This window comes from Pseudomonas sp. Irchel s3f19 (assembly GCF_900187555.1).
Taxonomy (GTDB): domain Bacteria; phylum Pseudomonadota; class Gammaproteobacteria; order Pseudomonadales; family Pseudomonadaceae; genus Aquipseudomonas; species Aquipseudomonas capeferrum.
In genome coordinates this window covers 87,533-108,986 of the sequence record NZ_FYDW01000004.1, presented here as the reverse complement: position 1 = coordinate 108,986, position 21,454 = coordinate 87,533, and the positions used below count along the sequence as shown (strand labels likewise).

General features: G+C 64.6%; 18 protein-coding genes. 10 read left to right on the top strand and 8 right to left on the bottom strand.

Annotation, left to right across the window (positions count from 1 at the left end; genetic code table 11):
- Window positions 1-9 precede the first annotated feature (9 nt).
- From algG to CKW22_RS12330, 9 genes are all read left to right on the top strand, one after another.
- A complete protein-coding gene (gene algG, locus CKW22_RS12370; protein WP_033702877.1) occupies window positions 10-1,569 on the top strand; it encodes a mannuronan 5-epimerase AlgG in 1,560 nt (519 codons plus the stop codon).
- A 13-nt stretch (window positions 1,570-1,582) separates the two neighbouring features.
- Window positions 1,583-3,022, top strand: coding sequence for an alginate O-acetyltransferase (locus CKW22_RS12365; RefSeq protein WP_033702878.1), 1,440 nt, complete (start codon window positions 1,583-1,585; stop codon window positions 3,020-3,022).
- A gap of 7 nt (window positions 3,023-3,029) precedes the next feature.
- Complete coding sequence (locus CKW22_RS12360; protein ID WP_033702880.1) at window positions 3,030-4,133, top strand: mannuronate-specific alginate lyase; 1,104 nt, start codon at window positions 3,030-3,032, stop codon at window positions 4,131-4,133.
- Window positions 4,134-4,329: 196 nt separating this feature from the next.
- Window positions 4,330-5,787 carry an MBOAT family protein gene (locus CKW22_RS12355; protein ID WP_033702881.1) on the top strand — a complete coding sequence of 486 codons (1,458 nt, stop codon included), beginning with the start codon at window positions 4,330-4,332 and terminating at the stop codon, window positions 5,785-5,787.
- Between the two features lie 11 nt (window positions 5,788-5,798).
- Entirely contained in the window at window positions 5,799-6,956 is a 1,158-nt protein-coding gene (locus CKW22_RS12350) for an alginate O-acetyltransferase (protein ID WP_033702882.1), read from the top strand.
- Between the two features lie 21 nt (window positions 6,957-6,977).
- Complete coding sequence (locus CKW22_RS12345) at window positions 6,978-7,625, top strand: alginate O-acetyltransferase AlgF (RefSeq protein WP_027595301.1); 648 nt, start codon at window positions 6,978-6,980, stop codon at window positions 7,623-7,625.
- A 37-nt stretch (window positions 7,626-7,662) separates the two neighbouring features.
- Window positions 7,663-9,117 carry a mannose-1-phosphate guanylyltransferase/mannose-6-phosphate isomerase gene (locus tag CKW22_RS12340; RefSeq protein ID WP_033702884.1) on the top strand — a complete coding sequence of 485 codons (1,455 nt, stop codon included), beginning with the start codon at window positions 7,663-7,665 and terminating at the stop codon, window positions 9,115-9,117.
- A gap of 152 nt (window positions 9,118-9,269) precedes the next feature.
- On the top strand, window positions 9,270-9,734 hold the full coding sequence (locus CKW22_RS12335) for a hypothetical protein (protein ID WP_033702885.1): 465 nt from the start codon (window positions 9,270-9,272) through the stop codon (window positions 9,732-9,734).
- 67 nt (window positions 9,735-9,801) lie between these two features.
- Entirely contained in the window at window positions 9,802-10,626 is an 825-nt protein-coding gene (locus CKW22_RS12330) for an SDR family oxidoreductase (protein WP_095064187.1), read from the top strand.
- A 28-nt stretch (window positions 10,627-10,654) separates the two neighbouring features.
- Here CKW22_RS12330 and CKW22_RS12325 read toward each other — a convergent pair whose 3' ends face one another.
- From CKW22_RS12325 to CKW22_RS12310, 4 genes are all read right to left on the bottom strand, one after another.
- On the bottom strand, window positions 10,655-12,106 hold the full coding sequence (locus CKW22_RS12325; RefSeq protein ID WP_033702887.1) for an efflux transporter outer membrane subunit: 1,452 nt from the start codon (window positions 12,104-12,106) through the stop codon (window positions 10,655-10,657).
- Window positions 12,103-13,164 carry an HlyD family secretion protein gene (locus tag CKW22_RS12320; RefSeq protein ID WP_033702888.1) on the bottom strand — a complete coding sequence of 354 codons (1,062 nt, stop codon included), beginning with the start codon at window positions 13,162-13,164 and terminating at the stop codon, window positions 12,103-12,105. The genes CKW22_RS12325 and CKW22_RS12320 overlap by 4 nt, the downstream gene beginning before the upstream one ends.
- Window positions 13,165-13,191: 27 nt before the next feature.
- Window positions 13,192-14,733: an MFS transporter gene (locus tag CKW22_RS12315; RefSeq protein ID WP_095064186.1), complete on the bottom strand. Its 1,542-nt coding sequence runs from the start codon at window positions 14,731-14,733 to the stop codon at window positions 13,192-13,194.
- 115 nt (window positions 14,734-14,848) lie between these two features.
- Window positions 14,849-15,754 (bottom strand): LysR family transcriptional regulator, encoded by a 906-nt coding sequence (locus tag CKW22_RS12310; RefSeq protein WP_033702890.1) that lies wholly within the window; start codon window positions 15,752-15,754, stop codon window positions 14,849-14,851.
- A 273-nt stretch (window positions 15,755-16,027) separates the two neighbouring features.
- Between CKW22_RS12310 and CKW22_RS12305 the strand changes: the two genes are divergently transcribed.
- The gene (locus CKW22_RS12305) at window positions 16,028-16,477 is read left to right on the top strand and encodes a universal stress protein (protein ID WP_033702891.1); all 450 of its coding nucleotides are present in this window, start codon (window positions 16,028-16,030) and stop codon (window positions 16,475-16,477) included.
- A 126-nt stretch (window positions 16,478-16,603) separates the two neighbouring features.
- Here the strand turns inward: CKW22_RS12305 and CKW22_RS12300 are convergent, their stop codons facing one another.
- Genes CKW22_RS12300 through CKW22_RS12285 form a run of 4 tightly spaced genes read right to left on the bottom strand, consistent with a single transcriptional unit; the run spans window position 16,604 to window position 21,383 of the window.
- Window positions 16,604-17,464, bottom strand: coding sequence for an HlyD family secretion protein (locus CKW22_RS12300; RefSeq protein ID WP_033702892.1), 861 nt, complete (start codon window positions 17,462-17,464; stop codon window positions 16,604-16,606).
- A 10-nt stretch (window positions 17,465-17,474) separates the two neighbouring features.
- On the bottom strand, window positions 17,475-17,675 hold the full coding sequence (locus CKW22_RS12295; protein ID WP_027595286.1) for a DUF1656 domain-containing protein: 201 nt from the start codon (window positions 17,673-17,675) through the stop codon (window positions 17,475-17,477).
- Window positions 17,676-17,679: 4 nt separating this feature from the next.
- A complete protein-coding gene (locus tag CKW22_RS12290; protein ID WP_033702893.1) occupies window positions 17,680-19,857 on the bottom strand; it encodes an FUSC family protein in 2,178 nt (725 codons plus the stop codon).
- Complete coding sequence (locus CKW22_RS12285; protein ID WP_095064185.1) at window positions 19,854-21,383, bottom strand: efflux transporter outer membrane subunit; 1,530 nt, start codon at window positions 21,381-21,383, stop codon at window positions 19,854-19,856. Before CKW22_RS12285 ends, CKW22_RS12290 begins: the two co-directional genes overlap by 4 nt.
- Window positions 21,384-21,454: the final 71 nt, after the last annotated feature.

Below are 21,454 nucleotides of genomic sequence, written 5' to 3'. Positions count from 1 at the left end.
TTTGTTGCCATGACCCTTCACCCGCACCTACGTCACAGCCTGTTGGCCAGCGCCTTGCTGCTGGCCTCAGGCCTTGCCGTCGCCGCAGAACCCACGGCAGTCGCCAAGGAACTGCAGCAGGCCAAGACCTACACCATCTCTGCCGCACCGGTCGAACCGCTGCACATGGACCCGCCCAAGCTGCCCGACCTCACCGGCTTCACCGCCGAGGCCGTGCAGAAAAAGATCGACCGCAGCCACAAGGGCAAGGTCAGCGTGCGCCGCATGCTGCAAGAAGTGTCGCTCAAGGAATTCATCGGCGGTGACAACAAGGCCGCCGAGTGGGTGCAGCGTCAGCATGGCATCCCGCAGGCGATTTTCGTCGACGACGGCCATGTCGACCTGGTCGAGTTGAGCAAGCAGGTACCCAAGCAGTACCTGCGCGAAGTCGAGCCGGGCGTGTACCTGTCGCGCCTGCCGATCGTGGTGGGGCACAAGGGCATCCTAGAGATCGACGGCAAGGTCAAGCAACTGCGCCTTTCCCAGGAAGGCGGCGCGTTCCTGGTCAACGACGGCAAGCTGTTCGTCACCGACACCCAGGTCACCGGCTGGCGCGAGAAGGACAACGGCCCGGCCACCTTCCGCTCGCCCAAGGAGTTCCGCCCGTTCCTGTTGTCGTGGGGCGGTACCGAGACCTACATCGTCAATACCAAAATGGCCAGCTTCGGCTACGCCAAGTCCAAGTCCTACGGTGTGAGCATCTCGCAGTACACGCCGAACATGTCCAAGCAGATGGGCCGCGCCGAACCTACCGGCTGGATCATCGGCTCGGAGTTCAGCGACATGTGGTACGGCTTCTACTGCTACGAGACCCAGGACTTTGTGGTCAAGGACAACACCTACCGCGACAACATCGTCTACGGCATCGACCCGCACGACCGTTCGCACCGCCTGATCATCGCCGGCAACACCGTGTACGGCACCAAGAAGAAGCACGGCATCATCGTCTCGCGTGAGGTCAACGACAGCTGGATCATCAACAACAAGAGCTACGACAACAAGCTCTCGGGCGTGGTGATCGACCGTAACAGCGTCAACAACCTGATCGCCTACAACGAGATCTACCGCAACCACACCGACGGCATCACCTTGTACGAAAGCGGCGACAACCTGATCTGGGGCAACAAGCTGATCAACAACCGCCGCCACGGCATCCGCGTGCGCAACAGCGTGAACATCCGCCTGTACGAAAACGTTGCCATGGCCAACGGCCTGGTCGGTGTGTACGGGCACATCAAGGACCTCTCCGACACCGACCGCGACATCGCCCTCGACCCGTTCGACACCAAGGTGTCGCTGATCGTGGTCGGCGGTGAACTGGCGGCCAACGGCTCCGGGCCGCTGTCGATCGACTCGCCGCTGTCGGTCGAGCTGTACAAGGTTTCCATGCTCGCGCCGCGCAAGGCCAACGGCATCAGCCTCAACGGCATCCTCGGCGAGCGCCAGGACGAAATTCTCGACCTGCTGGTGCGCCAGCAAAAGGCTGTGCTGATCGACCCGGTCGAACGCCAGACCGAAATGATCGATTAAGGAAGCCCAGACCATGACTCCACACCTGATGAAACTGCTGGGCCTGTCCGCCGCCCTCCTGGCGATCAGCCAGGGCGTGCGCGCCGACGAGGTGAAAGCCCCGACGTTCAGCGCCGAACCCTGCTGCCAGCTGTGCCCCGAGGCGCACGACGCCAGCCGCTACACCACCCGCTACCAGCAGAACTTCACCACGCTGGTGCAGGCCCAGGGCGACTGGCTGTTCCGTACCCGCGAAGACCTGCGCACCGAGTTCACCACCACGCCCGCCGGCTACAAACGCCTGCAGCAGGTGCACGACGCGTTCAAGAAACGTGGCGTGGAACTGGTCGTGGTCTACCAGCCGACCCGTGGCCTGGTGAACCGCAACATGCTCAAGCCCGAAGAAAAGGCCGCCTTCGACTACCAGAAGGCCCTGAGCAACTACCAAGCCATGCTCAAGCGCTTCGCCGGCATGGGCTACAACGTCCCCGACCTGTCGCCGCTGACCAACGAGCAACTGGCCGCCGCCGACCAGGGCAAGGACTTCTACTTCCGCGGCGACCAGCACTGGACGCCATATGGCGCCGAGCGCGCCGCCAAGATCGTGGCCGATACCGTGCACCACATGCCGGCTTTCGAAGGCATCCCGCGCAAGGAATTCGAAACCCACAAATCTGGGCGCATGGGCAAGACCGGCACCCTGCACAACGTCGCCGGCCAGCTCTGCGGCACCAGCTACGCCGTGCAGTACATGGACCAGTTCGCCACCGAGCCGAAAGGCGCCAGCGGCGGCGACGACCTGTTCGGCGACGGCGGCAATGCGCAGATCACCCTGGTCGGTACCAGCCACAGCGGCAAGAACTACAACTTCTCGGGCTTCCTCGAGCAGTACATCGGCGCCGACGTGCTCAACGTCGCCTTCCCTGGCGGTGGCCTGGAAGGTTCGATGATCCAGTACCTGGGCAGCGAGGAATTCCAGAACAACCCACCGAAGATCCTCATCTGGGAATTCTCGCCGCTGTATCGCCTGGACCAGGAAACCATCTGGCGGCAGATCCTCGGCCTGCTCGACGACGGTTGCGACGCGCGCCCGGCCCTGATGAGCGCCAGCAGCACACTCAAGCCTGGCAAGAACGAGCTGATGGTCAACGGCAAGGGCGGCGTGATTAAAGACCTGATCAACCGCAACCTGCAGATGGACGTCAAGTTCGAAGACCCTTCGGTCAAGGTGCTGCAAGCGACCCTCTGGTACCTCAATGGCCGCCACGAGGACATCAAGCTGGAGAAGCCGGAAACCTCCGAAACCGACGGCCGCTTCGTCTTCCAGATGCGCGAGGACGAGGACTGGGCCAACCAGAACCTGCTGGCCTTCGAGATCCAGGGGCCGGAAAACGGCACCCAGAAGGTCGAGGCCAAACTCTGCAAACGCAACAACTTCGCCGTGCCTGCGCACACCGCGCAAGCCGGCCAGTGAGGCGACCATGACCACGTTCAAGCACATCTTCAGCCCCGCCCTGCTCGCCCTGGCCCTGGTCGGCGGCGCCGCGCATGCCGCGCTGGTGCCCCCTCAGGGCTACTACGAGGGGATCGAAAAGCTCAAGACCAGCGACGGCAAGTTCCGCTGCGAAGCGGCGCCCAAGCCTTACACCGGCGCGCTGCAGTTTCGCAGCAAGTACGAAGGCTCGGACAAGGCACGGGCGACCCTGAACCTGGACTCGGAACAGGCCTTCCGCGATTCCACCAAAGACATCACCACGCTTGAGCGCGGCGTCGCCAAGATGGTCAACCAGTACATGCGTGATGGCCGCCCGGCGCAGCTCGACTGCACCCTGACCTGGCTGGGGGCCTGGGCACGCGCCGATGCGCTGCTGTCCACCGACTACAACCACACCGGCAAGTCGATGCGCAAATGGGCGCTGGGCAGCATGAGCGGCTCATGGCTGCGCCTGAAGTTCTCCAATTCTCAGCCCCTGGCCGCGCACCAGACCGAAGCCGAGCAGATCGAGCGCTGGTTCGCCCGCCTGGCCGAACAGACCGTGCGTGACTGGAGCGACCTGCCGCTGGAGAAGATCAACAACCACAGCTACTGGGCCGCCTGGTCGGTGATGGCCACCGCCGTGGCCACCGACCGCCGCGACCTGTTCGACTGGGCCGTGAAGGAATACAAGGTCGGCGCCAACCAGATCGACGACCAGGGCTTCTTGCCCAATGAAGTCAAGCGCAAGCAGCGCGCCCTGGCCTACCACAACTACGCCCTGCCGCCGCTGGCGATGATCGCAAGCTTCGCCAAGGCCAACGGTGTGGACCTGCGCAGCGAGAACAACTTCGCCCTGCAGCGCCTGGGCGAAGGCGTGCTGGCCGGCGCCCGCGACCCGCGCCATTTCGCAGAGCGCGCAGGTGAAAAACAGGACATGAAAGACCTCAAGGTCGACAGCAAGTACGCCTGGCTCGAGCCCTGGTGCGCGCTGTACCAGTGCGTGGGCGACACGCTTGAGCGCAAGCACGGCATGCAGCCATTCGACAGCTTCAGGCTGGGCGGCAACCTGACCCGGGTCTATGACCCGAGCGCGGCTTCGAAGAAGTAACACCCCTGTCGGGGGTGATCTGTGTGGGAGCGGGCTTGCCCCGCGAAGGCGTCAGCAGCGACAACGCCTTTGCCCTTTCGGGCCTCTTCGCGGGACAAGCCCGCTCCCACAGGAAATGAGTTGCTCTCCAGTCATGAACTGGGGGGTTTGGGGGGCGCTTTGCCCTGGATGCTGTGAACAAATTAGGAGAACCGGGATGGTCTTCTCGTCCAACGTGTTCCTGTTCCTGTTCTTGCCGATCTTCCTCGGCCTGTACTACTTGAGCGGGCAACGCTATCGCAACTTGCTGTTGCTGGTCGCCAGCTACATCTTCTATGCCTGGTGGCGCGTGGACTTCCTCGCCCTGTTCGCCGGCGTGACCCTGTGGAACTACTGGATCGGCCTTAAAGTCGGCGCAGCAGGCGTACGCACCAAGCCGGCGCAGCGCTGGCTGCTGCTGGGCGTGGGCGTCGACCTGGCGATCCTCGGCTATTTCAAGTACGCCAACTTCGGCGTCGACAGCCTCAACGCGATCGTCAGCTCGTTTGGCCTGGAGCCGTTCATCCTCACCCACGTGCTGCTGCCGATCGGTATCTCGTTCTACATCTTCGAGTCGATCAGCTACATCATCGACGTGTACCGCGGCGACACCCCGGCCACCCGCAACCTGATCGACTTCGCAGCGTTCGTGGCAATCTTCCCGCACCTGATCGCCGGCCCCGTGCTGCGCTTCAAGGACCTGGTCGACCAGTTCAACAACCGTACCCACACCCTGGACAAGTTCTCCGAAGGCTGCACCCGCTTCATGCAGGGCTTCATCAAGAAAGTGTTCATCGCCGACACCCTGGCAGTGGTCGCCGACCATTGCTTCGCCCTGCAGAACCCGACCACCGGCGACGCCTGGCTGGGCGCCCTGGCCTATACCGCGCAGCTGTACTTCGACTTCTCCGGCTACAGCGACATGGCCATCGGCCTGGGCCTGATGATGGGCTTCCGCTTCATGGAGAACTTCAAGCAGCCGTACATCAGCCAGTCGATCACCGAGTTCTGGCGCCGCTGGCACATCAGCCTGTCGACCTGGCTGCGCGACTACCTGTACATCACCCTGGGCGGCAACCGCAAAGGCACCTTCAATACCTACCGCAACCTGTTCCTGACCATGCTGCTGGGCGGGCTGTGGCACGGCGCCAACTTCACCTACATCATCTGGGGCGCCTGGCACGGCATGTGGCTGGCCATCGAGCGGGCGCTGGGCCTCGACACCAACCCGCAGCGCTTCAACCCGGTCAAGTGGGCGTTCACCTTCCTGCTGGTGGTGGTTGGCTGGGTGATCTTCCGGGCCGAGAACCTGCACGTGGCCGGCCGCATGTACGGCGCCATGTTCAGCTTTGGTGAATGGCAGCTGTCGGAGCTCAACCGCGCCCAGCTCACCGGGTTGCAAGTAGCCACCCTGATCATCGCCTACCTCACCTTGGCGTACTTCGGCCTGCGCGACTTCTACCGCAATGCCAAGCCGACGCCGCAGGCGACCCCGGTGCAGATCAACGCCGACGGCTCGATTGGCCTGGACTGGACCCGGGTGATGACCCGCGTCCTGATCCTGCTGCTGTTCGTGGCCTCGATCCTCAAGCTTTCGGCGCAGAGCTACTCGCCGTTCCTTTACTTCCAGTTCTGAGGTTGATGACCATGACCCGGACATTACGCATTACCTATTCGCTGTCGTTCCTCGGCCTGCTGGTCGGCATGGGCGCCTGGTCCACTGGCGGCCTGGACAGCTTCCAGCGCACCGCCCAGATGACCTTGCTCAACGGCAAGCTGGCCAAGGCCGCCGAGACCCACTACGACGAGCAGTTCCCGATCAAGCGCCTGGGCACCAACCTCTGGGCGGCACTGGACTTCAAGCTGTTCAACGAAGGGCGCCCAGGCGTGGTGCTGGGCCGCGACCAATGGCTGTTCAGCGATGAAGAGTTCAAACCCACCGCCGGTGCCGAGCAACTGATGCAGGAAAACCTGGCGCTTATCCGTGGCGTGCGCGACACCCTGCAGCAGCATGGCAGCCAGCTGGTGCTGGCGATCGTGCCGGCCAAGGCGCGGGTCTACTCGGAGTATGTGGGCAAGGAGCTGCCAGCCAGCCTGCATGACGACCTGTACAACCAGTTTCATGCCCAGGCCCGCCAGGCCAACGTGTTCGCCCCGGACCTGATGGCGCCCCTGGAGCAGGCCAAGGCCCGTGGCCAGGTATTCCTGCGCACCGACACCCACTGGACGCCGATGGGCGCCGAAGTCGCCGCACAGGCGCTGGCCGAAGCGGTCAGCCGCCAGAGCTTGCTCAATGGTGACCCCCAGGCCTTCATCACCGAAGCCGGCAGTACCGCGCCGTACAAGGGCGACCTGACCAACTTCCTGCCACTCGACCCGCTGTTCAGCAACCTGTTGCCGGCGCCGGACAACCTGCAGCAACGCACAACACGCCCAGCCGAAACCGAAGGCGAGGCGGGCGATGCGCTGTTCGCCGACAGCCAGATTCCGGTCGCACTGGTAGGCACCAGCTACAGCGCCAACCCGCACTGGAACTTCCTCGGTGCCCTGCAGCAAGCCCTGCACAGCGACGTCGCCAACTACGCCGAAGACGGCCATGGCCCGCTGCTGCCGATGCTCAAGTACCTGCAAAGCGATGCTTTCAAAAATGCCGCGCCACAAGTGGTGGTGTGGGAATTCCCCGAACGTTATCTGCCCATGAAAAACGACCTCAGCAGCTTTGATCCGCAGTGGATCGCGCAACTGAAAAACACCCGTAAATCCGAAGAAAACCTGGCCCTGTCGTCCACCCGGACGAACCACTGATCGATAGAGAGGAACACGCACATGACTACCAAAACTTCCATTGCCAAAGCCCTCACCCTCGCGGCCGGCCTTTCCCTTGCTTCGATGCAGGCCTTCGCCGGCGCCGATGCCGCGCTGTATGGCCCGACCGCGCCGAAAGGCTCGACCTTCGTGCGCCTGTACAACGCTGCCAGCGCCCCGGCCGCCGCCTCGGTCGGCAATACCCAGATCAAACAAGTCGGCGCCCAGGCCAGCAGCGACTTCAGCTTCCTGCCCGGTGGCGACTACACAGCCCAGGTCGGCGGCAAGAGCGTCCCGGTCAAACTGGCCTCGGACAAGTACTACACCCTGGTCAACAGCGGCAGCGGCAACCCGCAACTGATCGAAGAGCCACCGTTCAAGAACAAGCAGAAAGCCCTGGTACGCGTCCAGAACCTCAGCGACCAGTCGCTGACCCTGAAGACCGCCGATGGCAAGACCGAAGTGGTCACCCCGGTAGCAGCCAAAGGCCGTGGCGAACGTGAGATCAACCCGGTCAAGGTCAACCTCGCCCTGTATGCAGGTGACAAGAAAGTCAGCGACGTCAAACCCGTCGCCCTGGAGCGCGGCGAAGCTGCCGTGCTGTACGTCACCGGCTCGGGCAGCAGCCTGTCGCCGGTCTGGGTCACCCGCCCAGTGTCCACCAACTGATCCCCTGCCTCGTTAACGACCTTATTGGAGAAACATCATGATCCCGGTAATTCTTTCTGGTGGTAGCGGTTCGCGTCTGTGGCCTCTGTCGCGCAAGCAGTTCCCCAAGCAGTTCCTGGCCCTGACCGGTGAACACACGCTGTTCCAGCAAACCATCCAGCGCCTGGTGTTCGAAGGCATGGATGCGCCGATCGTGGTCTGCAACAAGGACCACAAGTTCATCGTCCAGGAGCAGCTCGGCGCGTTGAAACTTGAAACCCAGGCCATCCTGATGGAGCCGTTCGGCCGCAACACGGCGCCCGCCGTGGCGATGACCGCGATGAAGCTGGTCAGCGAAGGCCGCGACGACTTGATGCTGGTGCTGCCTGCCGACCACGTGATCGACGATCAGAAAGCCCTGCAGCGCGCCCTGGCCCTGGCCACCGTGGCCGCCGAGCGTGGCGAGATGGTGCTGTTCGGCGTGCCGGCGACCAAGCCTGAGACCGGCTATGGCTACATCCGCTCCAGCCAGGACGCACTGCTGCCAGAAGGCGTGGCGCGGGTTGCGCAGTTCGTCGAAAAACCCGATGAAAAACGCGCCGCCGAGTTCGTCAAGGCCGGTGGCTACTTCTGGAACAGCGGCATGTTCCTGTTCCGCGCCAGCCGTTTCCTCGAAGAGCTGAAAAAGCACGACGCCGACATCTACGACACCTGTGTGCTGGCCTTGGAACGCAGCCAGGAAGAAGACGATGTGTTGAGCATCGACGAAGCCACCTTCGCCTGCTGCCCGGACAACTCCATCGACTATGCGGTGATGGAGAAGACCCAGCGTGCCTGCGTGGTGCCGATGTCGGCCGGCTGGAGCGACGTGGGCTGCTGGTCGTCGCTGTGGGAAGTGCACGACAAGGACGACAACGGCAACGTCACCAAAGGCGATGTGGTGGTGCAGGACAGCCGCAACTGCATGATCCATGGCAATGGCAAGCTGGTGTCGGTGATCGGCCTCGAGAACATCGTCGTGGTCGAGACCAAGGACGCCATGATGATTGCCCACAAGGACAAGGTCCAAGGCGTCAAGCAGATGGTCAAGACCCTGGACGAGCAGGGCCGCAGCGAGACTCAGAACCACCTGGAAGTGTACCGCCCATGGGGCTCGTACGACTCGGTGGACATGGGCGGCCGCTTCCAGGTCAAGCACATCACCGTCAAGCCGGGCGCCAGCCTGTCGCTGCAGATGCACCACCACCGCGCCGAGCACTGGATCGTGGTGTCCGGCACTGCCGAAGTGACGTGCGACGAGAACGTGTTCCTGCTGACCGAGAACCAGTCGACCTACATCCCGATCGCCTCGATCCACCGCCTGCGCAACCCAGGCAAGATCCCACTGGAGATCATCGAAGTGCAGTCTGGCAGCTACCTGGGCGAGGATGATATCGAGCGCTTCGAGGACGTCTACGGGCGCACCTCGACGCCGGTCGAGCGTGGTGTTTCGGTGAAAACCATCGCGCAGTAAGTGAAACCCCGGGGCCGCACCTGCAAAGATCACACGATCCGGTAGGAGCGGCCTTGTGTCGCGAAAGGAGGGCAAAGCCCTCCCGCTTTTGAGCCCTCCCCCATTTCAAGCTACGATGGTCAGACCCCGCGCAACCAAGGTCTGCAAGCCCCATGATCATCGGTGCCTTCCTCATCCTCACCTGGCTGGTGCTGCTGCTGCGCTACCCGGCCAAAGCCCTGCCGATATCCCTGGCCGCTGTCTGCGGCCTGGGCCTGGTCGCCCTGTTCGTCGCCTGGCAAGACACCCGCGAAGCCACGCAACTGGCACGCCTGGACCTGCGCCTGAGCTACGCCCCTGACAAGTGCCCCGCCGACCGCGCGCTGCACGTGCACATGAAAAACGGCAACAAAGTCCCGCTCACCGAGCTGCGATGGCGCGTGGGCGCGTATGCGCCGGGCGATACCGTCAACCTTGCCGAAAACACCTACAGCGCGCCGCGTTATCGCGGGCCGGGTGAGCTGCAACCGGGTGCCGAATGGAACGATTGCCTGCCGGTACCGCCTCTGCGTTCCGGCTACCGGGCACAGACGCTGGAGTTTCGTGCCGAGCGTCTGCAAGGTACATTTGCCAATTGACGCATTGCCTGCCTCGCGAAGAGGCCGGCGCAGGCCACACACAATTCCCAGACCCAAGGCCCTCCCCATGCCCACCGTCCTGATCACCGGTTGTTCCAGCGGCATCGGCCGCGCCCTGGCCAACGCCTTCCGCGATGCCGGCCACGAGGTCTGGGCCACCGCCCGCAAGCCTGAAGACGTCGAGCAGTTGTCCGCTGCCGGCTTCACCGCCCGGCAACTGGACGTCAATGACAGCGATGCCCTGACGCAACTGGCCGATGAGCTGCAAGCGCGCCACGCCGGCCTCGACATCCTGATCAACAACGCCGGCTACGGCGCCATGGGCCCGCTGCTCGACGGCGGCGTAGACGCCATGCGCCAGCAATTCGAGACCAACGTATTCGCCGTGGTCGGCGTGACCCGCGCGCTGTTCCCGCTGCTGCGTCGCGCACGCGGGCTGGTGGTGAACATCGGCAGCGTTTCCGGGGTGCTGGTCACGCCGTTCGCCGGTGCCTATTGCGCCTCCAAGGCCGCGGTCAACGCCCTGAGCGATGCCCTGCGCCTGGAGCTGGCGCCGTTTGGCATTCGGGTGATGGAAGTGCAACCGGGGGCGATCGCCTCGCAGTTCGCCAGCAATGCCCAGCGCCAGGCCGAGCAGGTACTGGCGGCGGATTCACCGTGGTGGCCGCTGCGCGAGTACGTCCAGGCACGCGCCCGGGCGTCGCAGGACCGGCCGACGCCGGCAGCGGTGTTTGCCCAAGGGGTGCTGGCGGCTACGCGCAAAACGGCGGTGCCTGCGGTGGTGAGGTTGGGCAATGGCAGCACAGCGTTGCCGCTGATCGCCAGGCTGTTGCCGCGGCGGCTGCTGGGCTGGGTGTTGCGCAAGCGGTTCGGGCTGCTGCGTCCGCTTTGATGTTTGGCCAGCACAGCCAGCGCAACCGTCATACCTTTTTCGACGGCTGAGTATCAAACGCCTGCCAGCCCCCGCCCAGCGCCTTGTACAACCCCACCAAGGCCTGGGAAACCGCTGCCGAGCTGTCGATCCACTGCTCTTCGCTGGCCAGCAACGCACCCTGTACCGTCAGCACATTGAGAAAGTCCACCGCCCCTTCCACATACTGGCGCTGGGCAGTCTCCAGGGCGATGCGGTTCTGCCGCACCGCCTCGGCCAGGTGGTCGCGGCGCAACTGGCTGGCGTTGTACAGGCGCAGCACATCGTCGATCTCGTGCCAGGCACCGAGCACCACCTTGCGGTAGTTGAGCGCCGCTTCCTGCTGCTGCGCCTCGCGCAACTCCAGCGTGCCTTTAAGCCGCCCCCCTTCGAAGATCGGCAACGACAGTTGCGGGCCGAAGGCGAAGCGGCGCGAGTCCCAGCCGCCGAAGTCGGACAGCTGCATGGCCTGGAACCCCATGCTGCCCGACAGCCGAATGCTCGGGTAGAAGTCGGCCTTGGCCACGCCGATGCTGGCGGTTGCCGCGTGCAACCGCGCCTCGGCCTGGCGAATGTCCGGGCGGCGCTCAGCCAACTCGGACGGCAAGCCGATGGCGAACTGCTGTTGCGGCGCGGGCAGTTCACCGCCTTCAAGCAGCTGCGCCTGCAGGCTGCGTGGCGGTTCGGCCGCGAGCAGGCTGAGGGCGTTGATCAGGTCGTCGCGGCGGGCCTCCAGGCTGGGCAGGCGGGCTTCGATCGAAGCGACCTGGGCACTGGCTTGGGCCACGTCGAGGCGGGTGGCGACACCTTCGGCCTGGCGGTTTTCAGACAGCTTCAAGCTGTGCTGCGCCACCTTCAGGTTGTCACGGGTGACATCGAGCGTGTGCTGTACCGCACGCAATTGAATGTAGTTGCCGGCGGTTTCCGACAGCAGCGCCAGCAGCACGCCACGGCGGTCGTTCTCGGCCACTTCGACCGTCGCATCGGCAGCCTCGACCTGGCGCCGCACGCGGCCCCAGAGGTCCAGCTCCCAACCCGCGACCAGGTCACCCTGCCACAGGTTGAAGGCAGACTTACCGGCATGGCCAGAGGGGTCGCTCAGCCCTTCGGCGCTGTTGCGAGCACGGCTGTAGCCCGCGTTCACATCCACCGAAGGCGCTTCGTCCGCCGCCACCGTACTGCGCAGGGCACGGCTTTGCAGCAGGCGTGCACTGGCCATCTGCAGGTCCAGGTTGCGTTCGGAGACCTGCTGGATCAGCGCGCTGAGGCGGGCATCGTGAAAGGTTTCCCACCAGCGCAGCTCCAGCGGCTCGGCTTGCGGCTGGCTTGCTGCGGCCTCGCCTTGCAGCGCCGCCCACTGTTGCGGGGCCTGGCTGGCGGGGCGCTGGAAGTCCGGCCCCAGGGTGCAGCCGGCCATGAGCACAGCCAGCAACAACGGGCTCAAGCGTAATGCTGGCTTCATCGCGCGCTCACCTCTTTGCCCTCGAGCTTGTCGCCACGGGTATCGATGGTGGCTTCCACCGACATGCCCACGCGCAGCCGTGCAAGCAGCGCCTGGCCGTCATCGAAGACGATCTTCACCGGAATGCGCTGCACCACCTTGGTGAAGTTACCGGTGGCATTGTCGGGTTTGACGGCGGCAAAGGTGACCCCGGTGGCCGGCGCAATACTCTCGACATGGCCCTTGAGTTGCTCGCCAGAGAAGGTGTCGACCGTGATGCTCACCGGTTGGCCAGGCTGCACGTGGGTCAGCTGGGTTTCCTGGAAGTTGCCGACCACATAGGCCTGCTGCAACGGCACCACCGACAACAGGCGAGCACCCGGGTTGACATAGGCGCCCACGCGCAAGGCACGCTCACCGACCATGCCGTCCACCGGTGCGGTGATGCGCGTGTAGGACAGGTCCAGCTGGGCCTTTTCCAGCCCGGCTTCAGCACGCTTGAGCTGGCCATCGGCGCTGGCCACCTGGGCGGTGAGGATATCCACCTGTTTGCGTGTCGCCAGCAAGGCCGCCTGGGTATTGGCCAGGCGCGCGCGGGCCTGGTCGACCCCACTGCGCGCTTGCTGCGCGTTCTGCACGGTGCCGGCGCCCTGCTCGGCCAGGCGGCTGTAGCGGTTGACTTCATGATCGGCGAAGGCGGTTTCGGCCTGAGCCGCTTTTACCGCGGCCTCGGCCTGGGCGATCAGTGCCGCCTGGCGCTCCAGCGTGGCGCGGGCGTCGGCGCTCTGCGCCTTGGCCACCAGCAATTGCGCCTGGGCAGCGTCGAGCGCGGCCTGGTAGTCGCGGGCATCGATGGTCGCCAGCAACTGGCCGGCCTTGACCTGCTGGTTGTCCTCGACCAGCACCTCTTTGATAAAGCCTGCGACTTTGGGCGCGACCACGGTGTAGTCGGCGATCACGTAGGCGTCGTTGGTGCGCTGGCGGTGGTCACTGCCAAACATCCAGGGGCCGACGATGCCGGCCAGCACGGCCACGGCGAGCACCGAGCCGATGATGATTGTCTTGCGGTTGTTGGTCATCTCAAGTTCTCGAATTCATTCACGGGCTCAAGCCACCGCACGCGGCGGGAAGATCCGGGTAGGCACGAAGGGGATCAGGCAGATCAAAGCGACGGCGATGCAGGCCATCACCAGGTACTGGTCGGCCGAGGTCAGTACCTGGGCCTGTTCATGAATGCGTCGGGCAAGGCCGGTGGCGCTGCCATCGATCAACGGCGCGTTGCCCAGGCTGTCGACCAGGTGGTTGGAATGAAAATGCCGGCGCACGGTGCCCATGGCATCCAGCAGGCCACCGGCAATCACCGCCGACAGCCCTTTGACCGTGTTGAACCAGGCCGAGGCGAACGGGCCCTCCTGCGGGGTCATGCCATTGGTGGAAAGCATCAGCAACGGCAACACCGCCATCGGCTGGCCAAACACCTGCAGCAGGTAGAAGGGGTAGAAATCGCCGCGAATCCATTCGGAGGTCAACAGGCTGCAGCCCACGCACGACACCGCCAGCATGCCAAGCCCGATCGCCAGCACCCAGCGGCAATCCACCACGCGCAGGTTGCACAGCGCTGCCGTGAGCGGCAGGGCGATGAGTTGTGGCATGGCCACCAGCATCATCAGCGGGCTGGTCTGCGCCGGGCGGTAGCCCTGGATCTGCGCCAGGTAGGCTGACGGGATGGTGCCCACGCCAGACAACACAACCAACACGCCGGCCAGGGTCAACAAGGCAAAACTCAGGTTGCGCCGCGAGAGCATGCGCAGCTGGAAGAACGGCAGCGGCTCGGACCATTCGTTGTACATGAACAGCACCAGCAACAGCAGGCCGCCCCCCAGCAGCCAGCAGATCAGCGGCGAGTCGAACCAGCCCCAGCGGTCACCCAGCGACAAGCCGAGGACGATGCAACTGATGGCCGGCAGGCCAAGCAGCACGCCACGCCAGTCGAGCTGCTTGAAGCGTTCGAGGCGCAGTGGGTCTTGCGGCAGGCCCCAGCCGACACAAGCCATGGCCAGCAGCGACGGCAGGATGATCTGCCAGAACGCCCACTGCCAGCCGACATACTCGGTCCACAGGCCTGCCAGCGGCGTGCCGAGGTTCGGCCCGAAGGTGGCGGTCAGGGCATAGCAGGCCAGGCCATAGACCTTGATGCCCGGTGGCAGAAAGCGCAGCGCGACGCTCATCAGCATCGGCGGCAAGGCGCCAGAGGCGAAACCCTGCAGCACCCGCAGCAGCATCAGGCTGTGCAGGTTGGGGGCGAAGGGTTGCAGCAGGCCCAGCACGGCGAACAGGCCGACGGCAGACAGGGTGAAGCGGCGCAGCGAAAAGGTCGTGGCGAGCCAGGGTGCGAAGGCCATCGCCGAGACCGAAGCCGCGCTGTACACGGCCAACAGCCAGGCGCCCTCGTCGGCACCGATGCCCATGGCGCCACGGATGTCGTTGAGGGAAATCTTGGTCACTGCCTCGTTGAGGCCGGCGCACAACACCGCCAGCAACACGCCGAACAGCCCCACCACCACCTGCAGGCCGAACGCCGACTGCGCAGGGGCAGCCGGCGCAGGGGCGGCGGCCAACGCAGCAGAAGGCGCGGTCAGGGAACTCATGGGATACATCTCCAGCAACAATTTTAGGGCTGGAGCAAGTCTAAGAAGATCGAATGCTGACGAAAACTGACTTGTTGGCAGCTTTATATTGCGTCAGACGCAATTGATGGTGCGCTCACGGGTCCAACCGGCCACACGCCCTCAAGGTCTGGCGCAGCCACCGATGCGCTGGGTCGTTGTCGAACCGCGGGTGCCAGGCCTGCATTACATTGACTTTTGCCAGCGGCACCGGGATCTCGAACGAGCGCAAGGGCAGCTTCAAGCGCTGCACGCTGTTGAGGATATTGGCCGGTATCGGCAGGATCAGGTCCGAATCCGGCAACGAGAACATCGCCGAGTGGAAGCTGGTGGTGATCAGCGCCACGCGCCGCTCCACCTTGTGCTGGGCCAACGCCTCATCGATCGGCCCATTGGCCCGGCCGCGGCGCGACACACTGATCTGCGGGTAGGCGGCAAAACGCTCAGGAGTGATCGGGGCGTCGAAGATCGGGTGCCCCACACGCGCCAGGCCCACGAAGTAGGTGTTGAACAGGCTCTGCACCTTGATTTCCGGGCCCAGCTCAATGGCCGAACTGATGATCAGGTCGATGTGCCCGTTGCGCAGCACCGCATCATCGTCGCCACTGCCCTCCGGCACGAAACGCAGCACCGTGCGCGGCGCCTGGGCCAGCATCATGCGCAGCAACTGGGCACCGTACAGGGCAATGAACAGGTCGTTGGTGCGGATGTTGAAGGCACGGTCAAGGTTCACCAGGTCAACATCGTCACGGCTGCGAAACACCTGCCCAGCCTGCTCCACCAGGCCATGCACCTGCTCGCGCAAGGCCAGCGCACGGGGGGTGGGCACCAGGCCACGGCCGGCGCGTACCAGAATCGGGTCACCCAGGGCATCGCGAATGCGCCCCAAGGTGCGGCTCATGGCCGCCGGGCTCAGGTTCATGCGCTGCGCCGCGCCCACCACACTGCCTTCGTCAAGCAAGGCGTCGAGGGCGACGAGCAGGTTCATGTCCGGGAGTTGCATGGCCGTTTTCCGTTACAGCTGTGGGAAAGGCGATGGTAGCAGGTTGGTTGATTGCATCAGACGCAATGCGCTCTTGCGTGGTGGGGCATTTATTTGCTGGGCATGTTCGGCCATAAATGGGTTATTGGCAGGTCCGGCCCTTTCGCGGGGCAAGCCCGCTCCCACAGTTTACTCCACAGCGTTTGGGCATTTTGGGAGTCCAGTGGGAGCGGGCTTGCCCCGCGAAAGGGCCGGACCTGCAAGCACATCACTCAGCCTCAGCCAAGGATCCCCATGCCCAGCACCGTCTTGATTGCCATCGATGCCTCCCCTGCTGCTGCCGCCCTGCTCACCCTCGCCCGCCGCTACTGCCGCCCTGACGAACATGAACTGCACGTGCTGTTGGCCATCGACACCACCTTTACCGTGCACGACCAACCTGCGCCCTATACCGCCGAGGAACTGGAGGAATACCCGGCTGCCTGCGAGGAGCAGCACTTGGGCGAAAGCGCCGTGGCGGATGCCGTGCGTGTGTTGCAAAAGGCGGGTTTTGCCAGCCAAGGGGCCATGGTGGCCGGGCAGCCGGTGGAGGTTATCGTTGGCCAGGCGCAGGAGCTGGGGTGCGAGTTGATCATCATGGGGCACCGGCATTTGTCGCGATTGGGGCGGTTGCTGGATCCGTCGATCAGCGCGAAGGTGATTGACCGGGTCGAGGTGCCGGTATTGGTGGGGGTTGCGGGGTAGAGATTGGGGGTGAGCCTGCGAGGGTTCGCCTTGAGTTTTGCAGCGCCCATGAGATCGAGCGCCGCGCGGGCGGCGCTCGATCTCATGGGCGCCAGAAGGGTTGCGGCGAACACTGGGGCAAACACCTCACTCCTCCCCCGGCTTCACCACCACCGTACAGGTCGTCCCCGCCGCCAGCAAAAACCCTTCTGGCACTTCATCAATGTGAATCCGCACAGGCACCCGCTGCGCCAGCCGCACCCAGTTGAAGGTGGGGTTCACGTCAGCAATCAGCTCGCGGCTCTGCGGGTTGTCGCGATCATAAATACCGCGCGCGATGCTCTCCACATGCCCGGTGATGCGCTCGCCGCTCATCATCTGCAACTCGGCCCGATCACCTACCTTTACATGCGGCAGCTTGGTCTCTTCGAAAAAGCCGTAGACCCAGAATGAGTGCTCATCGACCACCGCCATCACCGCCTCACCGGTGCGCGCATAGTCGCCCTTGTGAATGTTCAGGTTGGTCACGTAGCCATCCACCGTGGCCACGATATGCGTGCGCTTGAGGTTCAGCTCGGCCGCCGCCAGCTCGGCCAGGGCCTGTTGATAATCCGCCTGGGCCGAGTTGGCGATGTTGCTGGCGTCGTCGCGGTTTTCCTTGGAGATCACCAGGTTGTCCATGTCGGCCCGGCGCTTGGCGTTGACCTTGCGCATCTCCCAGGTGGCCTTGCGCGAGGCGACCAGGGCCTTGGCCTGGTCGACGGCCAGCTGATAGTGCTCAGGGTCGATCTGGATCAGCAGGTCGCCCTTCTTCACCCGCTGGTTGTCCTTGACCGGCACACCCACCACATAGCCCGGCACGTCGGCGGCGACGTTGATGATGTCGGCACGCACACGGCCGTCGCGGGTCCATGGCGTGGTCATGTAGTGCAGCCACAACTGGCGGCCGATCGCCACGGCAGCCACCAGCACCAGCAGGGTGGCGATCAGGCTGAAGAACTTTTTCATCGAAGGTTTCTCACCAGTAGACAGACAGCGCCAGGGCGCCGAAAAGGCAAACGAACAGGCTCAGGCGCAGCAGCGCCGGGTGCCAGAAGAAGCGGTAGCCGTCATGGCTGGCGATGAAGCGGTCCAGGCCCCAGGCCAGGCCCAGGGCGAACAGGAACATCAGGGTCATGGTGGGCATGTACACGCCATGGAAGGCGATCTCACGGGGCATGATTTCACGGGGCATTGTGCAATCCTTTCGCCGGTGCCAGCGGCGACTGAGGGTCCAGCAGGGAAGAACGGATGAAATGCAGGTAGCTTTGCGCGCGGCGCAGCACCGAGGTGTCGAAGTGCCGGGCGAACGGCTCATCGGTGGCCTGCACGCGGCTGATGGCATGGTCCACCGCCACCAGGGCGCGCTCGTGGTTGCTGGCGCTGGGCTGCAGGAACAAGCGCGCCAGCGCCCGGCCCATGACGCGAATGGCCTGACGCCACGGCTGGGATTCGGCATACGCCGGATGGATCGGCGCGCGGGCCTGCTCCTTGCGCAGTTCGATGATGGCGTGGCCGACCTCCAGCACGGTGAACATCCAGCCCATCAGCTCGCTCTGCACCTGCGGTTTGCCGGCCGCCAGGCCATAGGCCTGGTGCAGCAGGTCGCGGGTGCGGCTCTCGAAGGCCGAGCCCAGGCCTCGCAAGCGGCCGCTGATGGCGAACAGCACCTGCTCGCGCAGCTCCTGCTCCAGCCGACTCCACAGCCAGCGGCTGTTGGGCGGCAGGATGATCGCCCCGGCTGCGGCGCAGACGAACATGCCGATGACCATGCCGATGTAATCGTTGATGAAGGTGTAGGGGTCGTAGACGGTCAGGTTGTTCGGCACCGAACCGATGGCGAAAAACACCAGCAAACCGATGCCATAACCGGCATAGGCAGGCCGCGACGAGAGGAACGCCCCAAGCACGAAGACCGGCGCCAGGACCATGCACAGCAGCGGGAAGCCGTCGATCCAGGGGAATACGAAGAACGTCTCGAAGAAGCCGACAAAGGCCCCGATCGCCGTGCCGCAGGCCATCTGGAACGACATGCGCTTGGGGTTCGGCGAAGCCGCCGACAGGCCCACGGTGACCGTGGCGATCAGCGTCATCATGCCGCCGCTGGGCCAGTCGCTGAGCAACCAGTAGCTGCCCAGCAGCAACAGCACCGCCGAAGCGCGCACACCGGCCGCCAGTGACACCAGCCAGCTGGTCTGCGCCACATAGGGCTCGTCCCACTGCTCGCGCTGATGCGTGTGCGCGGCCAGCGAGGCATGGGTCTCGGCATAGCTGTACATCTCGTCGACGAAGCGGTAGAGCAGCTCGAAGGCGGTATGGAAGTCGAGCAGGTCGGACTCGCTGGGGTCGGTCTGCTGGTACTCGGTGCGCAGCCCACGCACCTGGGCTTGCAGGCCCTCTTTATAGGCGGCCAGCTCCAACGTCAGGCGCAGCGCGTCCGAGTCGGTCAAGGCGCGGCCCACGTAGGGTTCAAGCAACGCGACCAAGGTGTTCAGGCCGGGCTCGATGGCGCTGACGATCTGCAATGGGCCACGTGCGCGCAGGCGTTCGAGCAACCGGTGCAGGGCGTTGAAGCGCGTGGTGATGGCCATGAATTCGCTGTTCATGCGCACCAGCCGGCCAGAGCGCCTACGCATGTGCGGGTCTTCGAATGCGGTGACGTTACGCAGGCTCTCCAGGCCCACGGCCTCGGCAACGAAGCGCACGTTGCTGGTTTCGAAACGGTCACGCTGGCTGTCGCCACGCAAGGCTTCGACCACCACCCCGGCAAACACGCCGAAGCGCTGGTACAGGGCGTTGCGCATGGCCGCGCTGGCCGACTGCGGCAAAATCGCGGCGCTGACAAAGGTTGAAACGAGAATTCCCAGGGCGATCTCCAGCACCCGCCACACAGCAGCCATGAAGGCCTGGTCGGGGTGTTGCAGCACCGGCAAGCCGATCATCGCTGCGGTGTAGCCGGCCAGCACGAAACCATAGGCACGGAAGGTGCGGTAGCGCATGGCGCCCGCCGAGCACAGGCCGACCCACAGGGCCAGGCTGGGCAGGAACAGCTCGGTGTTCTGCGGGAAGATGGCGATCAGCGCAACCATCATCGCCGAACCTGCCAGGGTGCCGAGCACCCGGTAGAAGCTCTTGGCGAACACGTGCCCGCTTTGCGGCTGCATGACGATGAACACGGTGATCATCGCCGTGCGCGGCTGCGGCAGTTCCAGGCGCATGGCCAGCCACAGGGTGATGAAGGCGGCAGCCAGCACCTTGAAGATGTAGACCCAGGTCACACCATCGGTGCGCGCCCAGGCAAAGAAGCCCCGGCGCCACTCCAGGCTCTGCAGCCAGCGCACGGGCAGACTGGAAGTGCTCATTCGGCGTTATCCGGCTGCTTGTCGAAAACGGCCAGGGTGGCCGGGGTTTTCGGCGCAGCCTCGCGCCCTGGCTGCGGCACGTCCTGGCCCGCTTGCAGGCCGCCACCCAGGGCTGTGACCAGCTCGGCATGGGCGACCAGGCGGGCGGCCTGCACCTGCTGCTGCACCTGCTGCTGACGGAACAGTAAGGTTTGCGCGTTGAGCACATTCAGGTAGTCGGTCAGGCCACGCTGGAAGGCGACCATGGCGATGTCGTAGGTCTTCTGCGCGGCGGCGACCGATTCGGCGGCGAAGTGCGACTGTTCTTTCATCGACTCACGGCGGATCAGCTGGTCGGAAATGTTTTTCAGCGCTCCGATCACGGTCTGGTTGTAACGCGCCACGGCCATGTCATAGCCCGCCGAAGCGACGCCCAGCTGCGAGCGCAGGCGGCCACCGTCGAAGATCGGCAGGCTGATGGCCGGGCCGACGTTGTAGTTGAACTTGCGCCCGGTGAGAAACTCCAGCGGGCCGCCGCCGGTGGCCATGAAGCCCAGGCTGCCGACCAGGTCGACATTGGGGAAGAAGCCGGCATGCGCCACGTCGATGCCGCGGGCTTGCGCGGCCACCTGCCAACGGCTGGCCACCACGTCCGGGCGCTGGCCCACCAGTTCGGCGGGCAGTGCCGAGGGCAGCTTCAGCGGGTCGCCGAGGGTCAGGCTCGGGCGCTCGATCTGCGCGCCGTCGCCCGGCCCCTTGCCGGCCAAGGCGGCCAGCTGGTTGCGGGTCAGGGCGATGTCTTCGTTGAGGCTGTCGAGCTGGCGATGGGTTTCCGGCAGCGGCGCTTGCGCCTGGCTGACTTCGAAATGGGTACCGATGCCCGCGTCCAGCCGGCGCTTGGCCAGGGCCAGAATCTGCTCTTGCTGCTCGAGCTCGGCCTTGACGATATCGCGCTGGGCAAAATGCAAGCTCAGTTGAATGTAGGCACGCACCACGTTGCTCTGCAGTTCGAGCTGCGCCTGGCGGGCCTCGGCCACGCTCATGTGCGCCTGGTCGACGGCCTGTTCACTGGCATTGCGTTCGCGGCCCCAGAGGTCGAGGGCATAGCTGAAACCGAGGGCGGCGTTGTTGTCCCAGGTATTGGCGCCCGACAGCGCGCCAGGGCCGTAGAACTGGTCCTCAGGCCAATTGTGGCGCTTGAGTGACGCCTGGCCGTTGGCCTGCAGTTTTTCCGCCGACTCGACCACACCGGCCATGGCCTTGGCCTCGCGCACCCGCGCCATGGCCATGGCCAGGTTGGGGCTGCCTTCGACGGCCAGTGCAACCCAGCGGTTCAGCTGCGGGTCGCGGTAGGCCTGCCACCACTGCTGGTCGGGCCAGTGCGCGTCAGTGGCGGCTTCGCGTATCGCCGCGTCGGTCGTCAGGGTGTTGGCGTGCAACGTCTTGCTTTGCGGGGCGATGCCCCAGGTTCCGATACAGCCGCTCAAGGTGAGGCTAAGGGCACAGGCACTGAACACTTGAAGCGTTCTGATGATGCGACGCGGCACAGCTGCGATTTCCCGAGGAAGAGGTGGAGGGGCCGAGCAATTCTAGGGGGCCGCAGGACTGGCGATAAGCG